Below are 19,093 nucleotides of genomic sequence, written 5' to 3' on the forward strand. Positions count from 1 at the left end.
GCGCAATGCGCGCGAAGGGGGACGATGCCGATGGCCTGGCAAAGCCAGTTCCACGGCATCCCTGGCAGGGGCTGGCGCCATGCGCCATGGACAACTGAGTAGAGCGCGATCATGAACCGTTACCCGGTCTGGAAGTACGCGATCCTGGTGATCGTGCTGCTGGTAGGTGCCCTGTACACCCTGCCCAATTTCTTCGGCGAAGCACCTGCTGTGCAGGTTTCGTCCGCCAAGGCCACCGTCAAGGTGGATGCGGCCGTGCAGCAGCGCGTGGAGGAGGTGCTCAAGGAGGTGGGTGTCACCCCTGACCTCGTGACACTCGAAGGCGGCTCGGTGCGCGCACGCGTGGACACCCCCGACACCCAGCTCAAGGCCCGGGACGCGATCCAGAAAGCCCTGGTGCCCGACCCCGCCAATCCCTCGTACATTGTTGCGCTGAACCTGGTGTCGCGCTCACCGGCCTGGCTCACGGCCCTGCATGCGCGCCCCATGTACCTGGGGCTGGACCTGCGCGGTGGCGTGCACTTCATGCTGCAGGTGGACATGCAGGCCGCGCTGACCAAGAAGGCCGAGTCCTATGCGGGCGACATCCGCACCGCGCTGCGTGACAAGAACATCCGCCACGGCGGCATCAGCCGCGACGGCCAGACCATCGACATCAAGGTGCGCGACGAAGCCACGCAGACGGCGACCCGCAACCTGATCTCCGACCAGTTCCCCGACCTGCAGACTGTCAGCACGCCCGAGGGCAGCGAATTCAGGCTGCGTGCCACCATCAAGCCCGAGGCCATGCGCCGTGTGCAGGAACAGGCGCTCAAGCAGAACATCGTCACCCTGCACAACCGGATCAACGAACTCGGCGTGGCCGAACCCGTGATCCAGCAGCAGGGCCTGGACCGCATCGTGGTGCAGCTGCCCGGCGTGCAGGACACGGCCAAGGCCAAGGACATCCTGGGCCGCACCGCCACGCTGGAGGTGCGCCTGGTGGACGAAGGCACCGAAGCGCGCGCTGCAGAAGCCGGCCGGGGCCCGGTGCCGTTTGGCTCCGAGCGCTACCTGGAACGCAACGGCCAGCCTGTCATCGTGAAAAAGCAGGTCATCCTGACCGGCGAGAACCTGACCGACGCCCAGCCCGGCTTCGATGGGCAGACCCAGGAACCCACCGTGAACCTCACGCTGGATGCCAAGGGCTCGCGCATCTTCCGCGACATCACGCGCGAAAACATCGGCAAGCGCATGGCCATCGTGCTGTTTGAAAAGGGCAAGGGCGAGGTGGTCACGGCCCCCGTGATCCGCTCCGAAATCGGCGGCGGCCGCGTGCAGATCTCCGGCCGCATGACCACGGCCGAGGCCAACGACACCGCGCTGCTGCTGCGCGCCGGCTCGCTGGCCGCGCCCATGGAGATCATCGAGGAATTCACCATCGGCCCGAGCCTGGGCGCCGACAACATCGAGCGCGGCATCCACAGCGTGGTCTGGGGCATGGTGGCCGTGGCCGCCTTCATGTGCGTGTATTACCGGTTGTTTGGCGTGTTTTCCACGCTGGCGCTCTCGGTGAACGTGCTGCTGCTGCTGGCCATCCTGTCGATGCTGCAAGCCACGCTGACGCTGCCCGGCATTGCCGCCATGGCGCTGGCGCTGGGTGTGGCGATCGACTCGAACGTGCTGATCAACGAGCGCATCCGCGAGGAGCTGCGCGACGGCATGTCGCCCCAGGCTGCCATCCACGCAGGCTACGAACGCGCCTGGGCAACCATTCTGGACTCCAACGTGACCACGCTGGTCGTCGGTCTGGCGTTGCTGGCGTTTGGCTCGGGGCCCGTGCGCGGTTTTGCCGTGGTGCACACCATCGGCATCCTGACCAGCATGTTCTCGGCCGTTTTCTTCTCACGCGGCGTGGTGAACCTCTGGTATGGCCGCCAGAAAAAGCTCAAGAGCGTGTCGATCGGACAGGTCTGGAAAGCAGACGCCGACTCCGCCGTGGCCAAGACCAACTGAAGGAGGAAGACCATGGAATTCTTAGTTCCAGCATCACATGCGCTGCGCGCATATGAGCTTCCTCTGAAAACTCCAACCAAGGAATAAGAATCATGGAGTTTTTCCGCATCAGAAAAGACATCCCCTTCATGAAGCACGCGTTGGTTTTCAACGCGATCTCCTTCATCACCTTTGCGCTGGCCGTGTTCTTCCTGATCACGCGTGGCCTGCACCTGTCGGTGGAGTTCACCGGCGGTACGGTGATGGAGGTGGCATACAGCCAGCCGGCAGAACTGGCCAAGGTGCGCGAGACGGTCTCCGGCCTGGGCTACCCCGACGTGCAGGTGCAGAACTTCGGCACCGCGCGCGACGTGATGATCCGCCTGCCCGTGCAAAAGGGGGTGACCTCTGCCCAGCAGAGCGAGCAGGTCATTGCGGCGCTGAAGACGGCGGATCCGGCCGTCACGCTGCGGCGCACCGAGTTTGTCGGCCCGCAGGTGGGCGAAGAGCTGGTGCACGGTGGCCTCATGGCGCTGGCCATGGTGGTGGTGGGCATCGTGGTCTACCTCGCCTTTCGCTTCGAGTGGAAGTTCGGCGTGGCCGCCATCATTGCCAACCTGCACGATGTGGTGATCATCCTGGGTTTCTTCGCGTTCTTCCAATGGGAGTTTTCGCTATCGGTGCTGGCGGCCGTGCTGGCGGTGCTGGGTTACTCGGTCAACGAGTCGGTGGTGATCTTCGACCGGATCCGCGAGGCCTTCCGCAAATACCGCAAGATGAACACGCACGAGGTGATCGACCACGCGATCACCAGCACCATGAGCCGCACCATCATCACCCACGCATCGACGGAAGCGATGGTGCTGTCGATGTTCTTCTTTGGCGGACCCAGCCTGCACAACTTTGCGCTGGCGCTCACCATCGGCATCCTGTTCGGCATTTACTCGTCGGTGTTCGTGGCCGCCGCCATTGCCATGTGGCTGGGCGTGAAGCGGGAAGACCTGGTCAAGACAGCCAGGAAAGAGAACGAGGATCCGAACGATCCCAACGCCGGGGCCACGGTCTGACACGCTAGCATTGACGCATGGCTGCCCCCCCCCCGTCCCTTCCGCAGCGTCGACTGGCCTGCCAGGCGCGCCAGAAGTTTGTGGAAGGAGTCTGCGCCGGGTTGCCTGACGTGGACCAGGCGGTTCTGGACTTCCTGACCCAGCTGATGTCCCAGACCGGCACGCAGCGCGAGATGCAGTCGCGGCGCGATGCCTGGCTGCTGTACCAGCAGCACCACGACGACTGGCTGGCGCGCATGGTCAAGGCCCTGCGCGATGCACTGGTTCCCCCCATCAGCGCGACACGCGACAGCCGGGCCACCGGCGCCCAGTTCGAGCTGCTCAGCGACGATGTGGTGGAGAACAAGATCGCTGCCTCGCGCATGGCGCTCACGATCACCGAACAGGTCAGCCAGCAGCTCGACACGGTACGTCAGCGAACCCAGTCGCTGGAAGGCCAGGACCTCGACAGCAATGACATCCTGCGTCCCGAGGCCGTCTGCCTGATCATCGTCGAGCAATGGTGCGCTGCAGGCCTGCAGCGCACGGATCTGCTGACCGTGGTGGACCCCCTGCAGCGCGACCTGGCCAACCTGCTGCAAAAGCAGTACCAGGCTGTGAACGCGTTCTATGTGGAGCAGGGCATCACCCCGCAAAACAACCTGCGGGCACGCGTGCGTCGGGCCGAAGGCGGTGCCGTGGCCGGCAGCGATGGCAGAGCGGGTGGACTGGCATCGCAGGCACTGGCGCAAACGCGGGGGGCCATGGCCGCATCGCACGCAGCGCCACCGAGGCCGTCCCAGCCCCAGGGCATGGGAGCGGTCTTCGCCGGCATGACGCCACTGTCGCGTGCACGCCTGCGGGCGCAAGGCATCATGGGCCAGCTGCGGCGGCTGCTCACGCAACCCGCCACCGGCATGGACCTGGTCCATGCGCCGCCCGCATCGGCGGCGCTGGCGCAAGCCCTCACGGCCCACCGCGTCCAGGCGGACACCTATTACAACGGTGTCGCCACGCGCATCGAAGACTACAGCCCCGCCGCGGTGGTCCAGCTGGCGGGCGCAGTCCGTGAGCGATCCACCGAATTGAAGAAAAAAGCCTCGACGGCAGGAGAGAAGGCCATCATCGAAGTGGTGGCGCTGATGTTCCAGAGCATTCTGGCCGAGGACCGCATTCCCCCCGCCGTGCGCGTGTGGTTCGCGCGCCTGCAGGTTCCGGTGCTGCGCGTGGCGCTGGCCGAACCGGAATTCTTCAGCAACAGCGCTCATCCTGCACGCCAGCTCATCGACCGCATGGGTGCGTGCGTCATGGGATTTGATGCCACCACCATCAATGGCAGCGCACTGGAAGCCGAAATTCGCCGCGTGGTGCAGGTGATCGAACAGTATCCCGAGACCGGACGCCGGGTCTTTCAGCTGGTGTACGACGAATTCGAGAACTTCCTGTCGAAGTTCCTGACCGAAACGCAGGCCACCTCGCACCTTGTCAGCGTGGCCCAGCAGGTGGAACAGAAGGAAACGCTGGCCATCCAGTACACGATCGAGCTGCGCACCATGCTGCGCGACATGCCGGTGCGCGACGAGATTCGGGAGTTCCTCTTCAAGACCTGGGCCGAGGTGCTGGCCCTCTCGGCAGTGCGCGAGGGCCCACAGCACGCCGACACCATCACATTCAAGCGCACGGCCGCCGATCTGGTGTGGGCTGCCAGTGCCAAACCCCATCGCAGCGAACGGGCACAGGTCATCCAGAGCCTTCCGGGCCTGCTGCAGCGCCTGCGCCAGGGCCTGGTATTGATGGGGATCCAAGGAGCCGCCCAGGATGCCCAGATCAAGGTGCTGACCGATACCCTGGCCGATGCCTTCCTGTCCAAGACCGCGTCCATCCCGCAGGCCCACATCGACGCCATGGCCAAGCGCCTGGCCAACCTGGAAGACTTCATCGGGGATGCCACGCTGGGAGACATGCCGTTCAATGCCGACAACATCGAAATGATGCTCGGCATCGACGCCTCCTCCATCCACGTGATTGCCGACAACGGCGCCCCGGTGGACGATGCCATGGTGGCGTGGGCCCAGGAACTGCAGCGCGGTGCGTGGTTCACACTCGACCACAACGGGGCTTCGGCCCAGGTGCAGTACGCCTGGCAGAGCCAGCGCAAGCAATTGCACCTCTTCGCTGCCACGGACGGCAGCAGCTACCTCATCCAGCTGCGCCGGCTGGCGGCCTACCTGCAGTCCGGACTGCTGGTGGCGCAGGACGAGGAAGGCCTGACCCTGCGCGCCACGCGCGACGCGCTGGCCAAGCTGGACGCCAATCCGGAGCGGCTGCTGGGCTGAGGCACCCCGACCGGCAACGCAGGGCCGCTCAGGCGCTGCCCATGCGCTGGAACAAACCGCCCGGCAGCCGGGCCACGGCCCCGGCCAGCTCCAGCTCCAGCAGCTCGACCTGCATGGCGGCGGTGTCCATGCCCGTGCGCGCCATCAGTGCATCGAGCCCCACCGGATCGAAACCCATCGCCTGCAGCAATGCGCTTTCGGGCGGATGGGCGGGCGCCGTCCCAGGAGAAGCCGGCGGTGGTGGCACCGATGCAGCGGGAAAGTGGAGTTCTTCCAGCACATCCTGCACCGATTCCACCAGCTTGGCGCCCTGCCGAATCAGGGAATGGCATCCGCGCGACTGGGGTGCGTGGATGGAGCCCGGAATGGCGAACACTTCACGGCCCTGCTCCACCGCCAGCCGGGCCGTGATCAGCGAACCCGATGCCAGCGCCGCTTCCACGACCAGCGTTCCCTGCGAAAGCCCTGCAATGATGCGGTTGCGCTTGGGAAAATTGGGCGCCAGCGGCGGTGTGCCCAGGGGGTATTCGCTGATCAGCAGGCCGTGTGCGGCGATGCGCCGTGCCAGCCCCAAATTCTGGCGGGGGTACACCCTGTCAAGCCCGGTGCCGACCACCGCAATCGTGGCGGGGAATGTGGCATCTGCCATTGCGCTGTCCAGCGCCCCCTCATGTGCCGCCGCATCCACCCCCAGCGCCAGCCCGGACACGATGGTCAGCCCCGCCGCATGCAGCGCACGCGCAAACTGCCGTGCGTTGTCCGCACCCTGGGCAGTGGGATTGCGGCTGCCCACGATGGCCAGACAACGCCCGGTGGAAAAAGGCCGGGCGGCCCACAACGCCGCAGGTCCGATGCCATACAGCACCAGCGGAGGGTCTTCTGTGTCGAGCAGGGCCTCTGGATAACGCGCATCGCCCAGGGTCAGGAACACCCGTGCCGTCCCCTCTGGCGCCGGCCCCTGAAGCCAGGCCCAGGTGGTCTCCAGTTGCGGCGCCAGGCCCTCGGGAACCTGGCACAGGGCCCGGGCCTGCACGGGCGTGACGTACTGCCCCAGCGCCCCCTCGGACTGCTGAAAAATGGCGGCTGGAAGACCGAAAGCCGCCAGGAGGCGGCGGGCCGTGCTGTTGCCGACGCCCGGTGTCAGCGTCAGGCGCAGCCAGCTGGAGAGTTCATCGATGTCCATGGTCAGGACAGGGGAAACACACGGGACACCGAGGCCGCAGCATGGCCACCGGCGCCCTCCTTATTCGGGATTGACCAGGCGGTCACCCACCCGCACGCCGGTGCGGATTTCCAGAATCAACGCGTAGGAAACCCGGTCAAAGGTGCGGAACACCATCACATGGCCATTGCGCTCGCTGGGCAGCTTGATCACCGTCTTTGCGGCATCGGTGCTGTCCTTGAGGCGGTCGCCCTTGGTCATGATGTGAAGCACCTGGCCGGCTTCCATGCCGTCCTTGGTGCCCCGGTTGATGGCAATGACCTGGTTCTGTGCGGCGTAGGTCACCGAGTTGCCGCCGTAAATCGAGACCACCCGCGCATCGACCTCCATCTGGGGTGCGCGTGGCGTATAGCTGACGAAAGCGCGCGCTGGCGCTGGCAGCAGCCGGTCTCCCGCACGAACCTCTTGCTTGGTTGCAGACAGCTCCACGGTGGCGGGCACGTAGTCATACGCAATGCCGCCCTTGCCATTGGCCGATTCTTCCACCGACTCGCCACGCACCAGCTCTGCCTTGCCGACATATTGCGCTTCGTAACCCAGGATTTCACCCGTCAAAGGGTCCTTGAGGGCAATGGCATCCCGGAACACCCGGTAGTGGCGGGGTGCGCCGGCCTCCATCCGCAGCGGGCTGGATTCATCGCCGCGGGCATAGGCACGGTCGCCGTCGGCCATCAGCACGCGCTCGTCCACGGTGGCCACGATGCGCGGCGCACGCTGGAGCACCTCGGCGTCCACCACCAGCGGCTCCACCAGGAAAGGTTCGATGAGGTGCGGCTTGAGTGTGGGCAGGGCGGTATCGGCGAGGCTGTCGCTGCGCGTGCGAGGTGACACCCGCACCGTGTCAGGTGCGCCGCGGGCGCTGGTGCGCAGGCGTGCATAACCGCCGTTCTTTTCGAGATAGAGCGTCTGGCCGGGAAAGATCAGGTGGGGATTGGGCAGGGCCTGGAGGTTCATGCCCCACAGCTCGGGCCAGCGCCATGGGCGCTGGAGGTACATCCCCGAAATGCCCCAGAGCGTGTCTCCGCGTTTCACCACATAGGTGTCAGGAGCCCCGGGTGCCAGCTCGGAAAGAGGAACGCCACGTTCGGCCACCTGTTGCGCCGTGGCACGCTGCCCGCTCGAAACAGGATAGTTCTGCGCGTGAACCGGCGCGGCAAGCAAAGCGCCGGCCATTACTGTCAACGCACCCAGGGCGGTTCGCCGCACGCTGGTGAATGCCGTCATGTTGTTCCTTTTTTGATGCATTGTGAAACGCCCCCTCACTGGCGCCGCGATCGATTGCCCAATGCAAGCTGCCGGGCAGATACGTTACAAACCGTCTGAGATTTTCTGCTCAAGCCCTTGATTGGGCAACGAATAATGCACCAGGCGGCTGCAGCGCGGGGCAAAAGTGGCGAAAATAGCGACAGCTTTCACCTTCATTCATGGCAATTCTTCCCATTCTCTGTTATCCGGATCCCCGTCTTCACAAGGTCGCTCAGCCGGTCCAGGCCGTGGACGCCCGTGTCCAGGCACTGGTGGCGGACATGCTCGCCACCATGTACGACGCCCACGGCATCGGCCTGGCGGCCACGCAGATCGACGTGCACGAGCGCATCGTGGTCATCGATGTCTCCGAGGAGCGCAACGAGCCGCTGGTGCTGATCAATCCAGAGATCGTCTGGGCCAGCCCGGAGAAGCATGTGGGCGACGAGGGTTGCCTTTCGGTGCCTGGCATCTACGACGGCGTGGAACGCTCGGCAGCCGTGCATGTGCGGGCGCTGGATGCGCAGGGGCAGTCGCGCACCCTCGAAGCCGAAGGCCTGCTGGCCGTCTGCATGCAGCATGAGATGGACCACCTCATGGGCAAGGTGTTCGTCGAATATCTCTCGCCGCTCAAGCGCAACCGCATCAAGACGAAGATGCTCAAACAGCAAAGAGAAGCACGCGAGTGAGCACCAACGCACTGCGCCGCCTTGGCATCGGCGCCGGTGCGCTGGTGCTGCTGGGACTGCTGTCGGCCTGTGCCTCGCCGGACCGGGAAAAACCCGGGGCCAGCCGCGCCGAAGTGCTGTCGCGGCTGGGCCCGCCCTCCAGCGCGACCGCCCTGGAGGGCGGGGCAGAACGCCTGCTTTATTCCACTCTGCCAGCGGGCCGCCAGGTGTTCCACCTGGACTTCGATGCCGCCGGACGCCTTCAGCGCGTCGAGCAGACCCTCACCCTCGCCCGCTTCTCGGGCATTGCACTCAACGCATGGACCGCGGCCGACGTCGAGCGCAGCTTCGGCCCGCCGATGCTGGTCGAGCGGGTGGCCCGCTTTGATGGCGATGTCTGGACCTACCGGTTCATGGACGACTACGAACCGCGCATGGCGCACATCCACATCGACCGCGCGGGCACGGTGCGCCAGCTGCTCTTCAGCGACGACCAGCCCGTCGGCGACGACCGGAACCCCTGAGAGCGATCGCCCGACATTCCTTCATGAACATCATCTTTGCCGGAACCCCCGAATTCGCCCGCATTGCCTTGCAGCGCCTGCTGGACGCCGGATTCACCGTCCCCCTCGTCCTCACCCAGCCCGACCGTCCCGCGGGCCGGGGCATGAAACTGCAGGCCTCGCCCGTCAAGCAATGCGCACTGGAGCATGGCATTGCGGTGGCCCAGCCCCGCAGCCTGCGCCTGGATGGCAAATTTCCAGAAGATGCCGCTGCTGCACGCGACGCCTTGCAGGCCGCCCAGGCCGATGTAATGGTGGTGGCCGCCTACGGCCTGATCCTGCCGCAGTGGGTGCTGGATGCCATGAGCGCCGCCCGGCCGCCCGAAGGCGCGAAGGCCCCCTCGGGGGGCAGCGAACCACGCGCAGCGGGGAGCGTGGGGGCCAGGGGCCTGGGTTGCCTGAACATCCACGCCAGCCTGCTGCCACGCTGGCGCGGCGCCGCCCCCATCCACCGCGCCATTCAAGCGGGCGATGCCGAGACGGGCGTCACCATCATGCAAATGGATGCAGGCCTGGACACGGGCGCCATGCTGCTGACCGAAAAGCTGGCCATCAGCCCCCGCGACACCACGGCCTCGCTGCACGACCGGCTGGCCCACATGGGCGGCCGGCTGATCGTGGAGGCCCTGGAGCTGGCGGCCTGCGGCGGCCTGCAGCCGGTGGCGCAGCCGGCACAGGGCGTGACCTATGCCCACAAGATCGAAAAATCCGAAAGCACGGTGGACTGGTCGCTGCCGGCCGAGGTGATCGGCCGGCAGATCCGGGCCTTCAACCCTTTTCCCGGGGCTAGCACCACACTGGGCACCGAGACCATCAAACTCTGGGACTATGAACTCCATGGCCATCAGGGCACACCGGACAAGCGCTGCGGCCAGATCTTGTCCATAGACAACACCGGGGTGCTGGTGGCCTGCGGCGAAGGCGCCCTGCGCCTGACCAGCCTGCAGCGGTCCGGCGGCAAGCGCTTGCCCGCCTCCGAGTTCCTGCGCGGCTTCCCGCTGCAACCCGGCATGGTGCTGGGGGCCGAGCCTCCCGCGCCAGCGATCGCGTCCACGGGCCCATGAGCATCGCGTCGGTCCGCCAGACCCTGCGCCACTCGGCGTTTCGCCTGGCCATCACCGACATGGCCGGCACCTCGCTGGGCCTGGCCGCCTGGGCCCTGGTGACGGGCGTGGCCATGGTCAAAAGCGGCATGTCGGTGTCCATGGCGATTTTCATGTCACTGGTGGTCTATGCCGGCAGCGCCCAGCTGGCCGTGATTCCGCTGCTGGCCACCGGGGCGCCGCTGTGGGTGGTCTGGCTCACGGCGTCGTGCGTGAACCTGCGCTTCGTGATCTTCAGCAGCCTGTGGCGCAGCTACTTTGCGCACCTGCCGCGGCGCTGGCGCGTGACCATTGGCTACTTCAGCGGAGACGTGATCTTCGTGGCCTTCATGAAGCGCTTTCCGGCACCGCAGCCTGCGCCCGACCAGCTGCCCTATTTCTGGGGCGCCGCCGCCACCAACTGGCTGGCCTGGCAGGTGCCGTCGATTGCCGGCATCCTGCTGGCCAACGCCGTGCCGCTGTCCTGGGGCCTCGGGTTTGCCGGTGTGCTGGCGCTGCTGGGGGTGCTGCTGTCGCTGCTGTTCGACCGCGCCACCTGGCTGGCCACGGGGGTGGCCGCCACCGCCGCCATTGCCGCGTTTGCGCTGCCGCTCAAGCTCAACATCCTGGTGGCCATTGCCGCAGCAGTCACCGTGGGGCTGCTGATCGAGGCCGTGGACCGGCGCCGCCACAAGCCCGAGGTGCTGCTGGTGCCGGCCAACAGCCGGATCACCGCCGATGGGCTCGAACAGGTCGAAGCGGGCGACGCCGTGGCACTGCGCGAGGAGCAGCATCCATGAACTGGGATGGACTGGAAGCCTTTGTCGCGGTGATCGGCCTGGCCTTGCTCACGGTGCTGACGCGCTCGTTCTTCATGATCCCCGAGCGCGAACTGCCCCTGCCCGACTGGCTCAAGCGCGGGCTCAAATATGCGCCGCTGGCGGCGCTCACGGCCGTCATTGCACCCGAGATACTCATGTCGCACGGTGCGCTCATCGCCACGCTGAAAGACGCGCGCCTGCCCGCCGTGCTGTGCGCCGTGACCTACTATTTCTGGCGCCGCGGCATCCTGGGCACCATCGTGGTGGGGATGCTGGTGTACCTGCCACTGCACATCGGCTGGGGCTGGTAGGCCGGCAGGCCCCGCAGCACGGCGGGACGGGGCGGGGCCGGGCGCCTAAAATGACAGCCCCGTTACACGTGCCCCCTTCGCGAGCTACTTGCCCATGAACATCCTGCGTTTTTCCGACCTGTGCGCCCAGAACCGAGTCCGTGGTCAGCGCGTCTTCATCCGTGCGGACCTGAATGTGCCGCTGGACGCCGCCGGCCACATCACCGAAGACACCCGCATCCGCGCCTCGATTCCGTGCATCCGCATGGCCCTGGACGCAGGTGCCGCCGTGATGGTGACCAGCCACCTGGGCCGCCCCACCGAAGGCGCGTTCCAGCCCGAAGACTCGCTGGCCCCCGTGGCCCGGCGCCTGTCCGAGTTGCTGGGCCGCGACGTGCCGCTGCTCGCCAACTGGGTGGACGGCGTCACCGTAGCCCCGGGCCAAGTGGTGCTGCTGGAAAACTGCCGCGTCAACGTCGGTGAAAAGAAGAACAAGGAAGAACTGGCCCGCAAGCTGGCCGCCCTGTGCGACGTTTTCGTGAACGACGCCTTTGGCACGGCCCACCGCGCCGAGGGCACCACCTACGGCATCGCCCAGTACGCGCCTGTGGCCTGCGCAGGCCCGCTGCTGTCGGCCGAAATCGACGCCCTGACCAAGGCCCTGGCCCAGCCCCAGCGCCCCCTGGCGGCCATCGTGGCCGGCTCCAAGGTGTCCACCAAGCTCACCATCCTGCAAAGCCTGGCCGACAAGGTGGACCAGCTCATCGTGGGTGGCGGCATTGCCAACACCTTCATGCTGGCCGCCGGCCTGCCCATCGGCAAGAGCCTGGCCGAGCCCGACCTGCTGGATGCCGCCAAGTCCGTGATGGCCGCCATGAAGGCGCGCGGCGCCGAGGTGCCGATTCCCACCGATGTGGTCACCGCCAAGACCTTCGCCGCCGACGCCCCCGCCACCATCAAGGCCGCCACCGAGGTGGCCGACGACGACCTGATCCTGGACATCGGCCCCCAGACCGCCGCACGGCTGGCCGCCCAGCTCAAATCGGCCGGCACCATCGTCTGGAACGGCCCCGTGGGCGTGTTCGAGTTCGCCGCCTTTGAAAACGGCACGCGCGAGATCGCCCAGGCGATTGCGCAATCGCCCGCCTTCAGCATTGCCGGCGGCGGCGACACCCTGGCGGCCATCGCCAAATACGGCATCGAGCAGCAGGTGGGCTACATCTCCACCGGTGGTGGCGCCTTCCTGGAGGTGCTCGAAGGCAAGACCTTGCCGGCGTTCGAGATCCTCGAAAAACGGGCTGCTGCACAGTCCTGAGGAGCGCACTCAAGAAAGGCCGTTGCGACGGCCTTTTTGCTGCGCGCTTACACCCCGCCTGGCCCGCCTAAAATTGCGCCCATGACCTTCCTCGACATGCTGCGCAATGCCGCCACCCAGAACAACTCGATGCTCTGCGTGGGCCTGGACCCTGAACCCACCCGGTTTCCTGCCGGCATGCGCGGCGACCCGCACAAGATCTACGATTTTTGTGCCGCGATTGTGGACAGCACGGCGGATGTGGCCTGCGCCTTCAAGCCCCAGATTGCCTACTTTGCGGCCCATGGCGCCGAAGACCAGCTCGAGCGCCTTATGCAGCACATGCGCTGCAACGCGCCCCAGGTGCCGGTGATCCTGGATGCCAAGCGGGGCGACATCGGCTCGACTGCCGAGCAATACGCCAAGGAGGCCTTCGAGCGCTATGGCGCCGACGCCGTCACGCTCTCGCCCTTCATGGGGTTTGACTCCATCGAGCCCTACCTGGCCTACCACGGCAAGGGCGCGTTCCTGCTGTGCCGCACCTCCAACCCCGGTGGTGACGACCTGCAAAACCAGCGCCTGGCCAGCATCGAGGGCCAGCCCCTGCTGTACGAACATGTGGCCCGCCTCGCCCAAGGTCCCTGGAACAAAAACGGCCAGCTCGGCCTGGTGGTGGGCGCCACCTACCCCCAGGAAATCGAGCGCGTGCGCAGCATTGCGCCCACGCTGCCCCTGCTGATCCCTGGCGTGGGCGCCCAGGGCGGCGATGCCGTGGCCACCGTGCGCGCCGGCCTGCGCACCGACGGCCCCATCATCGTGAACTCGTCACGGGCCATTCTGTATGCCTCGGGCGGCGACGATTTCGCCACCGCCGCACGCCACGAAGCGCTGCGCACCCGCGCCGTGCTGCAGGCGGCGTGCGGCTAAGAGGCGCTTCGCAACATACCGGATTGCTATTGATTAAATAGCTGAAAGCGCCTGATGGATAAACGCTTCAGGCCTTTTTCATGCCCAACCGCGGCCCCAGCACCACGCACGCCAGGGCCAGCACCACGCAGGCCACGCCCGCCCATTGCCAGGCCGTGATGGCCTCGCCCAGCACCCCCATGCCTGCGGCAATGCCGACCAGCGGAACACCCAGGCTGAAGGGTGCCACGCGGTTGGCCGGGTAGCGCTTGAGCAAGGTGGTCCACATCCCGTAGCCCAGCACCGTGGCGGCCCAGCCCAGGTACGCCAGCGACAGCCAGGCCACCAGCGGCACGGCGGCCCAGGCGGCAGGATCGAGCCAGCGGCTCGCATCGGGGTCCAGCCAGAACGACAGCAGGGTGAAGGGCAGCACCGGCACCAGGCTGCTCCAGACCACGAACGAGAAAGGGTCGTAGCCCGGCGAGGCTTGCTGCGCCAGGCGCGAGACGATGTTCGACGCGGCCCACCAGGCCGCAGCGCACAGCGTCAGCAGCAAGCCGGCCAGCGTGGTGCCCGCCGCGGCATCACCCGGTTGTACGTAGTTCATCGCAAAGCACAGCAACCCCAGCCCCGCCAGCACGAGGCCCAGCACCAGCGGCCGGCCGGGGCGCTCGTGCAGCACCGCAAAACCGAACAGCGCTGTGAAGAACACCTGCGTCTGCAACAGCACGCTGGCCAGCGCCGCCGTCATGCCCATCTGCAGTGCCACAAACAAGAAGCCGAACTGCCCCACGCCCTGGAAGCTGCCAAACAGCAGCACCCAGCGCCAGTGCATGCGCGGCGCCTGCACCAGCAGCACCAGGGGCACCGCCGCGCACAGGTAGCGCAAGGCGCCCAGCTGGAAGGGCGTGAAGCTGCGCAAGCCCCACTTCATGGCCACGAAGTTCACGCCCCAGAGCACCACCACCGCCAGCGCGGCCAGAAGATCGCGGCCCCGCATCGGGCCCGGCACAGCAGCCATTTGCCGCCTTACTGCACAGCGCGCGCCGCTTCGCCGGCCCAGCGCAAGACGATTCCCCCCTGGATGCGGCCGGATGGCGATGGTGCGCCACAGCGGGCCAGAAAGCGCAAGGTGATGGAATGCATGCTGGGGGATCTCCGCAAAAGGGACGCCGGACATTATTCACCAGCACCTGCAGCCTGCCGATAGCCCCCAAGCCATCGACCAGCTGCCGCCATCGCCTGAGGCGAGCCCATACCACTTTGCGCGAGCATCCATGCACTGCGCTACGGATGGTGCAGCCCCGCATGGTTTTGCCATCTGCCCTGGCCGCCAGCACCGTAGCCGTGCAGGGCGGAGAGGTGGTGGGCGCCATCCGCCGCGTGAACGGGTATGGAAGGCCCTGCCCTCCAGCGAGAAGGTACCGCCCACACCGAGGATGCGCTGCGTGTATTTCCAGGTCTCGTACTGCGCGCGCCCGAGGTAGAACGGGCAGCCCCCAGCGTCGCCCAGGTACACGTCGCCTGCACCCATGGTGATCTCGCCTGGCAAGTAGCAGTTGGCCGCGCTGTTGTCGCGGCAGCCGCCCGACTGGTGGAACATCAAGTGCGGGCCATGTTTAGCTTGCAGAACGGCCACCAGCTCCAGCGTGCGATGCCAATAAAGTGCGGCAAGTTGGAACAACGAGCCGCCAGCAGCGCTTCCAGCGGTTCACAAACCGTCCCTGGCTAGGCGTCTCCGTCGCAGACAGTGGCAGCGCCACGGCAAGACGGCGCAACGACGCCAGGGGCGGTTTTTGGACCGCCACCCAAGATCAGAAGAAACCCAGTTTGTTTTCCGAGTACGACACCAGCAGGTTCTTCGTTTGCTGGTAATGGTCCAGCATCATCTTGTGCGTTTCACGCCCGATGCCCGACTCCTTGTAGCCGCCAAACGCCGCGTGCGCCGGGTAGGCGTGGTAGCAGTTGGTCCATACGCGCCCGGCCTTGATCGCGCGGCCCATGCGGTAGGCCACGTTGCCGTTGCGGCTCCACACACCCGCGCCCAGGCCGTACAGCGTGTCGTTGGCAATCGCCAGCGCTTCGGCCTCGTCCTTGAAGGTGGTCACGGCCAGCACGGGGCCGAAGATTTCCTCCTGGAAGATGCGCATCTTGTTGTGGCCCCTGAACAGCGTGGGCTGCACGTAGTAGCCGCCTTCCAGGTCGCCGCCCAGATGCGCCTGGCCACCACCGGCCAGCACTTCGGCGCCTTCCTGCTTGCCCAGGTCTAGGTACGACAGGATCTTGGTGAGCTGCTCTTTGCTGGCCTGCGCGCCCATCATGCTGTCGGTGTCCAGCGGGTTCTGGTGCTGGATGGCGGCCACGCGCTTCAAGACGCGCTCCATGAATTGGTCGTAGATCGATTCCTGAATGAGTGCGCGCGATGGGCAGGTGCAGACCTCGCCCTGGTTGAACGCAAACAGCACCAGGCCTTCGATGGCCTTGTCCAGAAACGCATCGTCCTTGTCCATCACGTCGGCAAAGAAGATGTTGGGGCTCTTGCCGCCCAGCTCCAGCGTGGCGGGGATGAGGTTGCTGGCGGCGGCCTGCGCGATCACGCGGCCGGTGCTGGTGGAGCCGGTGAAGGCGATCTTGGCAATGCGCTTGCTCTGCGCCAGGGGCATGCCGGCCTCGCGGCCAAAGCCGTTGACGACGTTCAGCACGCCGGGCGGCAGCAGGTCGGCAATCAGCTCGGCCAGGATGAGGATGGAGATGGGGGTGGACTCTGCCGGCTTGAGCACCACGCAGTTGCCTGCGCCCAGCGCCGGGGCCAGCTTCCAGGCCGCCATCAGGATGGGAAAGTTCCACGGGATGATCTGGCCCACCACGCCCAGCGGCTCCTGGATGTGGTACGCCACGGTGTTCTCGTCGATGTTGGAGAGGGCACCTTCTTGTGCCCGCACGCAGCCCGCAAAGTAGCGGAAATGGTCCACCGTGAGCGGGATGTCGGCGTTCAGCGTCTCGCGGATGGCCTTGCCGTTGTCCACGGTTTCGGCATAGGCCAGCAGCTCCAGGTTCTGTTCGATGCGGTCGGCAATCTTCAGCAGGATGTTGCCGCGCGTGGCGGCGTCGGTCTTGCCCCAGGCGTTGGCCGCAGCGTGGGCGGCGTCGAGTGCCAGCTCGATGTCTTCGGCGGTGGAGCGGGCGGCCTGGGTGTAGACCTTGCCGTTGACCGGCGAGATCACATCAAAGTATTGGCCCTTGACCGGGGGCACGAATTTGCCGCCGATGAAGTTGTCGTAACGGGGCTGGTAGGTGATCTTGGCGCCAGCGGCGCCGGGGGCTGCGTAAACGGTCATGGTGCATGTCTCCTGCGATGGTTGTGTGCATCGGGCAGACTCGGTGGAGCCTGTCCGATGCCAACCCCTTACTCAAAACACATGCCAGCGGGCCGTGGCGCGCGAAGTGTTGATTTCATTGGATTTTTTCGGCCCGCCAGGGCGGACACCTGTCGCAGCCGACCAAGCCAGGCTGTGCCGGGCCGCGACACCTGTCACGAAATGGAACAGTTGGCACACCGCTTGCGCCCACACCCTTGCCCCGCGCCGTGGAGCCCGCCATACTGGCCCACACACCACAAGCGGGCCACCCTGAGCCCGCGCGGAGACAAAGCGTGCGCCCCAACACCTCCCCCGTCGCCCTGCGACAGGCCCGCCAGCACCTGCTGGACTCTGGCCAGTGCCCCAGCGGCCTGGTGGACGAGCGCCTGGCGCGCTCCTGGTCGCGCAGCATGGCGGCCGGCCTGCTGCCCACCGGGCGGCCCCCGGCCATCGACCACCCCAGCAGCGGCACCCTGCGCCAGGTGCTGGCCAGCAACCCCGAGCTGCTCGCGCATTCGCGCCCGGTGATGGAGTACCTGTTCGAGCAGGTGCGCCACAGCCAGAGCGTGGTGGTGCTGGCCGACCGGCGCGGCATGCTCATGCACACCCTGGGCGACCCCTGCTTCATGGACAAGGCCGAGCGCGTGGCGCTGACCAGCGGCGCCTCCTGGCACGAGGCCCACCGGGGCACCAACGCCATCGGCACGGCCCTGGCCGAGGCCTGCGCAGTGGAGGTGCACGGCGGCGAGCATTTTCTGGAGCGCAACAATTTTCTCACCTGCGCGGCCTCGCCCATCCTGTCGGCCACGGGCGAGCTGCTGGGCATCCTCGACATCTCGGGCGACTACCGCAACGGCCACGCCCACGCGCTGGGCCTGGTCAGCACCGCAGCGCGCATGATTGAAAACCGCCTGCTGGCCGCCACCTGCAAGCGCAACATCCGCCTGCACCTGCACAGCGCGCCCGAGGGCATTGGCAGCGTGGCCGAGGGCATCGTGGCCGTGTCGGCCGACGGCTGGATCGTGGGCGCCAACCGCGTGGCCCTGGCGCAGCTGGGCCTGCACGCGTGCGACGTGGGCGCCACCTTGCTGGAGCGGGTGCTGGACGTGCGGCTCGATGACCTGCTCTCGCACCACAGGCGCCGCCCCCAGCAGCCGCAGGCGTTGCGCACACCGCAAGGCGGCCTGCTGTTTGCCCAGGTACAGCTTGACGCCGCCTGGGTCGCCACCCCCACGCGGCCCACCGCCGCGGCGGCCACCGCACCCCAGCACGACGCACTGGCCCAGCTGGACACCGGCGACGCCCGCTGGCGCGCCGCCGCCGACAAGGCCCGCCGCGTGGTGGGCAAGCCCATTGCGGTGCTGGTGCAGGGCGAGTCGGGCGTGGGCAAGGAAGTGTTTGCGCGCGCGCTGCACGCCAGTGGCCCGCGCCGCGATGCGCCGTTTGTGGCCATCAACTGCGCGGCGATTCCCGAGCACCTGATCGAATCCGAACTCTTCGGCCATGTGGCCGGGGCCTTCACCGGCGCGCGCAAGGAAGGCCACCTGGGCCGCCTGCGCGAGGCCCATGGCGGCACGCTGTTCCTCGACGAAATCGGCGACATGCCGCTGGCCCTGCAGACCCGCCTGCTGCGCGTGCTGCAGGAGCGCAGCGTGACGCCCGTGGGCGCCAGCAAGGCCGTGCCGGTGGACTTTGCGCTGGTCTGCGCCACGCACAACCAGCTCCTGCAGGCGGCGGAGCAGGGGCGCTTTCGGCAAGACCTGTACTACCGCATCAACGGCCTCACGGTGCAACTGCCCGCACTGCGCGAGCGCAGCGACTTGGTGGCGCTGCTGCAGCGCCTGCTGGCCGACCTGGCTGCCGAGCAGGGCCTGGGTTTTGAGGTGCAGGTGGCGTCCGACCTGCTCGCCCGCCTGGCCGCCTACCCCTGGCCCGGCAACTTGCGCCAGCTGGCCAACGTGCTGCGCACCGCCTGCGCCATGCTGGCCGAGGGCGAAGACACCCTGGGCTGGGAGCACATGCCCGACGACCTGGTGCAGTCATTGGAGACGGTGCCACAACCACCCGACAACCAGCCCGACACCCCTGCCCCCGGCGCATTGAGCTTGCAGCAACTGTCCAGCACGGCCATCGACCAGGCCCTGCAAGCCGCACGCGGCAACATGTCACAGGCAGCGCGCCAGCTGGGCATCAGCCGCCAGACGCTGTACCGCAAGCTGGCTTCGCGCACGCATTGATTCACTATCAATTCAATAGCTATCAACGCCTGATGGATATGCGCGAAAAG

Annotated in this window: 15 protein-coding genes and 1 pseudogene; 11 read left to right on the plus strand and 5 right to left on the minus strand. The window is 66.8% G+C overall.

The genetic code is table 11. The features are described 5' to 3' along the window. Nucleotides 1-111: 111 nt before the first annotated feature. From secD to K225_RS0105885, 3 genes are all read left to right on the plus strand, one after another. Nucleotides 112-1,995 (plus strand): protein translocase subunit SecD, encoded by a 1,884-nt coding sequence (gene secD / locus K225_RS0105875; protein WP_026435550.1) that lies wholly within the window; start codon nucleotides 112-114, stop codon nucleotides 1,993-1,995. 92 nt (nucleotides 1,996-2,087) lie between these two features. Continuing rightward, on the plus strand, nucleotides 2,088-3,041 hold the full coding sequence (gene secF, locus K225_RS0105880; protein WP_026435551.1) for a protein translocase subunit SecF: 954 nt from the start codon (nucleotides 2,088-2,090) through the stop codon (nucleotides 3,039-3,041). 17 nt (nucleotides 3,042-3,058) lie between these two features. After that, nucleotides 3,059-5,356, plus strand: a complete 2,298-nt coding sequence (locus K225_RS0105885) for a DUF1631 domain-containing protein (protein ID WP_026435552.1) — start codon at nucleotides 3,059-3,061, stop codon at nucleotides 5,354-5,356. A gap of 28 nt (nucleotides 5,357-5,384) precedes the next feature. Here K225_RS0105885 and dprA read toward each other — a convergent pair whose 3' ends face one another. Further along, complete coding sequence (dprA, locus tag K225_RS0105890; RefSeq protein ID WP_026435553.1) at nucleotides 5,385-6,539, minus strand: DNA-processing protein DprA; 1,155 nt, start codon at nucleotides 6,537-6,539, stop codon at nucleotides 5,385-5,387. A 60-nt stretch (nucleotides 6,540-6,599) separates the two neighbouring features. Beyond that, the gene (locus tag K225_RS0105895) at nucleotides 6,600-7,802 is read right to left on the minus strand and encodes a LysM peptidoglycan-binding domain-containing protein (RefSeq protein WP_026435554.1); all 1,203 of its coding nucleotides are present in this window, start codon (nucleotides 7,800-7,802) and stop codon (nucleotides 6,600-6,602) included. Between the two features lie 200 nt (nucleotides 7,803-8,002). Between K225_RS0105895 and def the strand changes: the two genes are divergently transcribed. The 7 genes from def (at nucleotide 8,003) to pyrF (ending at nucleotide 13,468) form a co-directional block, all read left to right on the plus strand. Continuing rightward, the gene (def, locus tag K225_RS0105900) at nucleotides 8,003-8,512 is read left to right on the plus strand and encodes a peptide deformylase (protein WP_026435555.1); all 510 of its coding nucleotides are present in this window, start codon (nucleotides 8,003-8,005) and stop codon (nucleotides 8,510-8,512) included. Then, nucleotides 8,509-9,015, plus strand: coding sequence for a hypothetical protein (locus tag K225_RS0105905; protein WP_238323194.1), 507 nt, complete (start codon nucleotides 8,509-8,511; stop codon nucleotides 9,013-9,015). Before def ends, K225_RS0105905 begins: the two co-directional genes overlap by 4 nt. Before the next feature lie 23 nt (nucleotides 9,016-9,038). Continuing rightward, nucleotides 9,039-10,118, plus strand: a complete 1,080-nt coding sequence (locus K225_RS0105910) for a methionyl-tRNA formyltransferase (RefSeq protein ID WP_026435557.1) — start codon at nucleotides 9,039-9,041, stop codon at nucleotides 10,116-10,118. Then, entirely contained in the window at nucleotides 10,115-10,936 is an 822-nt protein-coding gene (locus K225_RS0105915; RefSeq protein ID WP_026435558.1) for an AzlC family ABC transporter permease, read from the plus strand. The genes K225_RS0105910 and K225_RS0105915 overlap by 4 nt, the downstream gene beginning before the upstream one ends. Next, entirely contained in the window at nucleotides 10,933-11,268 is a 336-nt protein-coding gene (locus K225_RS0105920) for an AzlD domain-containing protein (protein WP_026435559.1), read from the plus strand. The genes K225_RS0105915 and K225_RS0105920 overlap by 4 nt, the downstream gene beginning before the upstream one ends. A 94-nt stretch (nucleotides 11,269-11,362) precedes the next feature. Beyond that, nucleotides 11,363-12,562 carry a phosphoglycerate kinase gene (locus tag K225_RS0105925; protein WP_026435560.1) on the plus strand — a complete coding sequence of 400 codons (1,200 nt, stop codon included), beginning with the start codon at nucleotides 11,363-11,365 and terminating at the stop codon, nucleotides 12,560-12,562. Nucleotides 12,563-12,643: 81 nt separating this feature from the next. Next, nucleotides 12,644-13,468, plus strand: a complete 825-nt coding sequence (gene pyrF / locus K225_RS0105930) for an orotidine-5'-phosphate decarboxylase (RefSeq protein ID WP_026435561.1) — start codon at nucleotides 12,644-12,646, stop codon at nucleotides 13,466-13,468. 67 nt (nucleotides 13,469-13,535) lie between these two features. Here pyrF and K225_RS0105935 read toward each other — a convergent pair whose 3' ends face one another. The 3 genes and pseudogenes from K225_RS0105935 to K225_RS0105945 all read right to left on the minus strand — a co-directional run bounded on the left by K225_RS0105935 (nucleotide 13,536) and on the right by K225_RS0105945 (nucleotide 16,785). After that, a complete protein-coding gene (locus tag K225_RS0105935) occupies nucleotides 13,536-14,468 on the minus strand; it encodes an EamA family transporter (RefSeq protein WP_026435562.1) in 933 nt (310 codons plus the stop codon). Nucleotides 14,469-14,828: 360 nt separating this feature from the next. Then, nucleotides 14,829-15,131, minus strand: a pseudogene (locus K225_RS21580) (DUF779 domain-containing protein); the annotation flags it as partial. 130 nt (nucleotides 15,132-15,261) lie between these two features. Beyond that, on the minus strand, nucleotides 15,262-16,785 hold the full coding sequence (locus K225_RS0105945) for an aldehyde dehydrogenase family protein (RefSeq protein WP_026435563.1): 1,524 nt from the start codon (nucleotides 16,783-16,785) through the stop codon (nucleotides 15,262-15,264). Between the two features lie 314 nt (nucleotides 16,786-17,099). On the opposite strand from K225_RS0105945, the gene K225_RS0105950 reads away from it, so the two are divergent. Then, nucleotides 17,100-19,043 (plus strand): sigma-54-dependent Fis family transcriptional regulator, encoded by a 1,944-nt coding sequence (locus K225_RS0105950; RefSeq protein ID WP_026435564.1) that lies wholly within the window; start codon nucleotides 17,100-17,102, stop codon nucleotides 19,041-19,043. Nucleotides 19,044-19,093 lie beyond the last annotated feature (50 nt).

This window comes from Acidovorax sp. JHL-9 (genome assembly GCF_000426205.1).
Classification (GTDB): Bacteria; Pseudomonadota; Gammaproteobacteria; order Burkholderiales; family Burkholderiaceae_C; genus Acidovorax; species Acidovorax soli.

What these genes read in the sequence shown, in the direction of transcription:
- secD (WP_026435550.1), top strand. Translation starts at nt 112, where the DNA reads ATGAACCGTTACCCGGTCTGGAAGTACGCGATCCTGGTGATCGTGCTG.
- secF (WP_026435551.1), top strand. Translation starts at nt 2,088, where the DNA reads ATGGAGTTTTTCCGCATCAGAAAAGACATCCCCTTCATGAAGCACGCG.
- K225_RS0105885 (WP_026435552.1), top strand. Translation starts at nt 3,059, where the DNA reads ATGGCTGCCCCCCCCCCGTCCCTTCCGCAGCGTCGACTGGCCTGCCAG.
- dprA (WP_026435553.1), bottom strand. Translation starts at nt 6,539, where the DNA reads ATGGACATCGATGAACTCTCCAGCTGGCTGCGCCTGACGCTGACACCG.
- K225_RS0105895 (WP_026435554.1), bottom strand. Translation starts at nt 7,802, where the DNA reads ATGACGGCATTCACCAGCGTGCGGCGAACCGCCCTGGGTGCGTTGACA.
- def (WP_026435555.1), top strand. Translation starts at nt 8,003, where the DNA reads ATGGCAATTCTTCCCATTCTCTGTTATCCGGATCCCCGTCTTCACAAG.
- K225_RS0105910 (WP_026435557.1), top strand. Translation starts at nt 9,039, where the DNA reads ATGAACATCATCTTTGCCGGAACCCCCGAATTCGCCCGCATTGCCTTG.
- K225_RS0105915 (WP_026435558.1), top strand. Translation starts at nt 10,115, where the DNA reads ATGAGCATCGCGTCGGTCCGCCAGACCCTGCGCCACTCGGCGTTTCGC.
- K225_RS0105920 (WP_026435559.1), top strand. Translation starts at nt 10,933, where the DNA reads ATGAACTGGGATGGACTGGAAGCCTTTGTCGCGGTGATCGGCCTGGCC.
- K225_RS0105925 (WP_026435560.1), top strand. Translation starts at nt 11,363, where the DNA reads ATGAACATCCTGCGTTTTTCCGACCTGTGCGCCCAGAACCGAGTCCGT.
- pyrF (WP_026435561.1), top strand. Translation starts at nt 12,644, where the DNA reads ATGACCTTCCTCGACATGCTGCGCAATGCCGCCACCCAGAACAACTCG.
- K225_RS0105935 (WP_026435562.1), bottom strand. Translation starts at nt 14,468, where the DNA reads ATGGCTGCTGTGCCGGGCCCGATGCGGGGCCGCGATCTTCTGGCCGCG.
- K225_RS0105945 (WP_026435563.1), bottom strand. Translation starts at nt 16,785, where the DNA reads ATGACCGTTTACGCAGCCCCCGGCGCCGCTGGCGCCAAGATCACCTAC.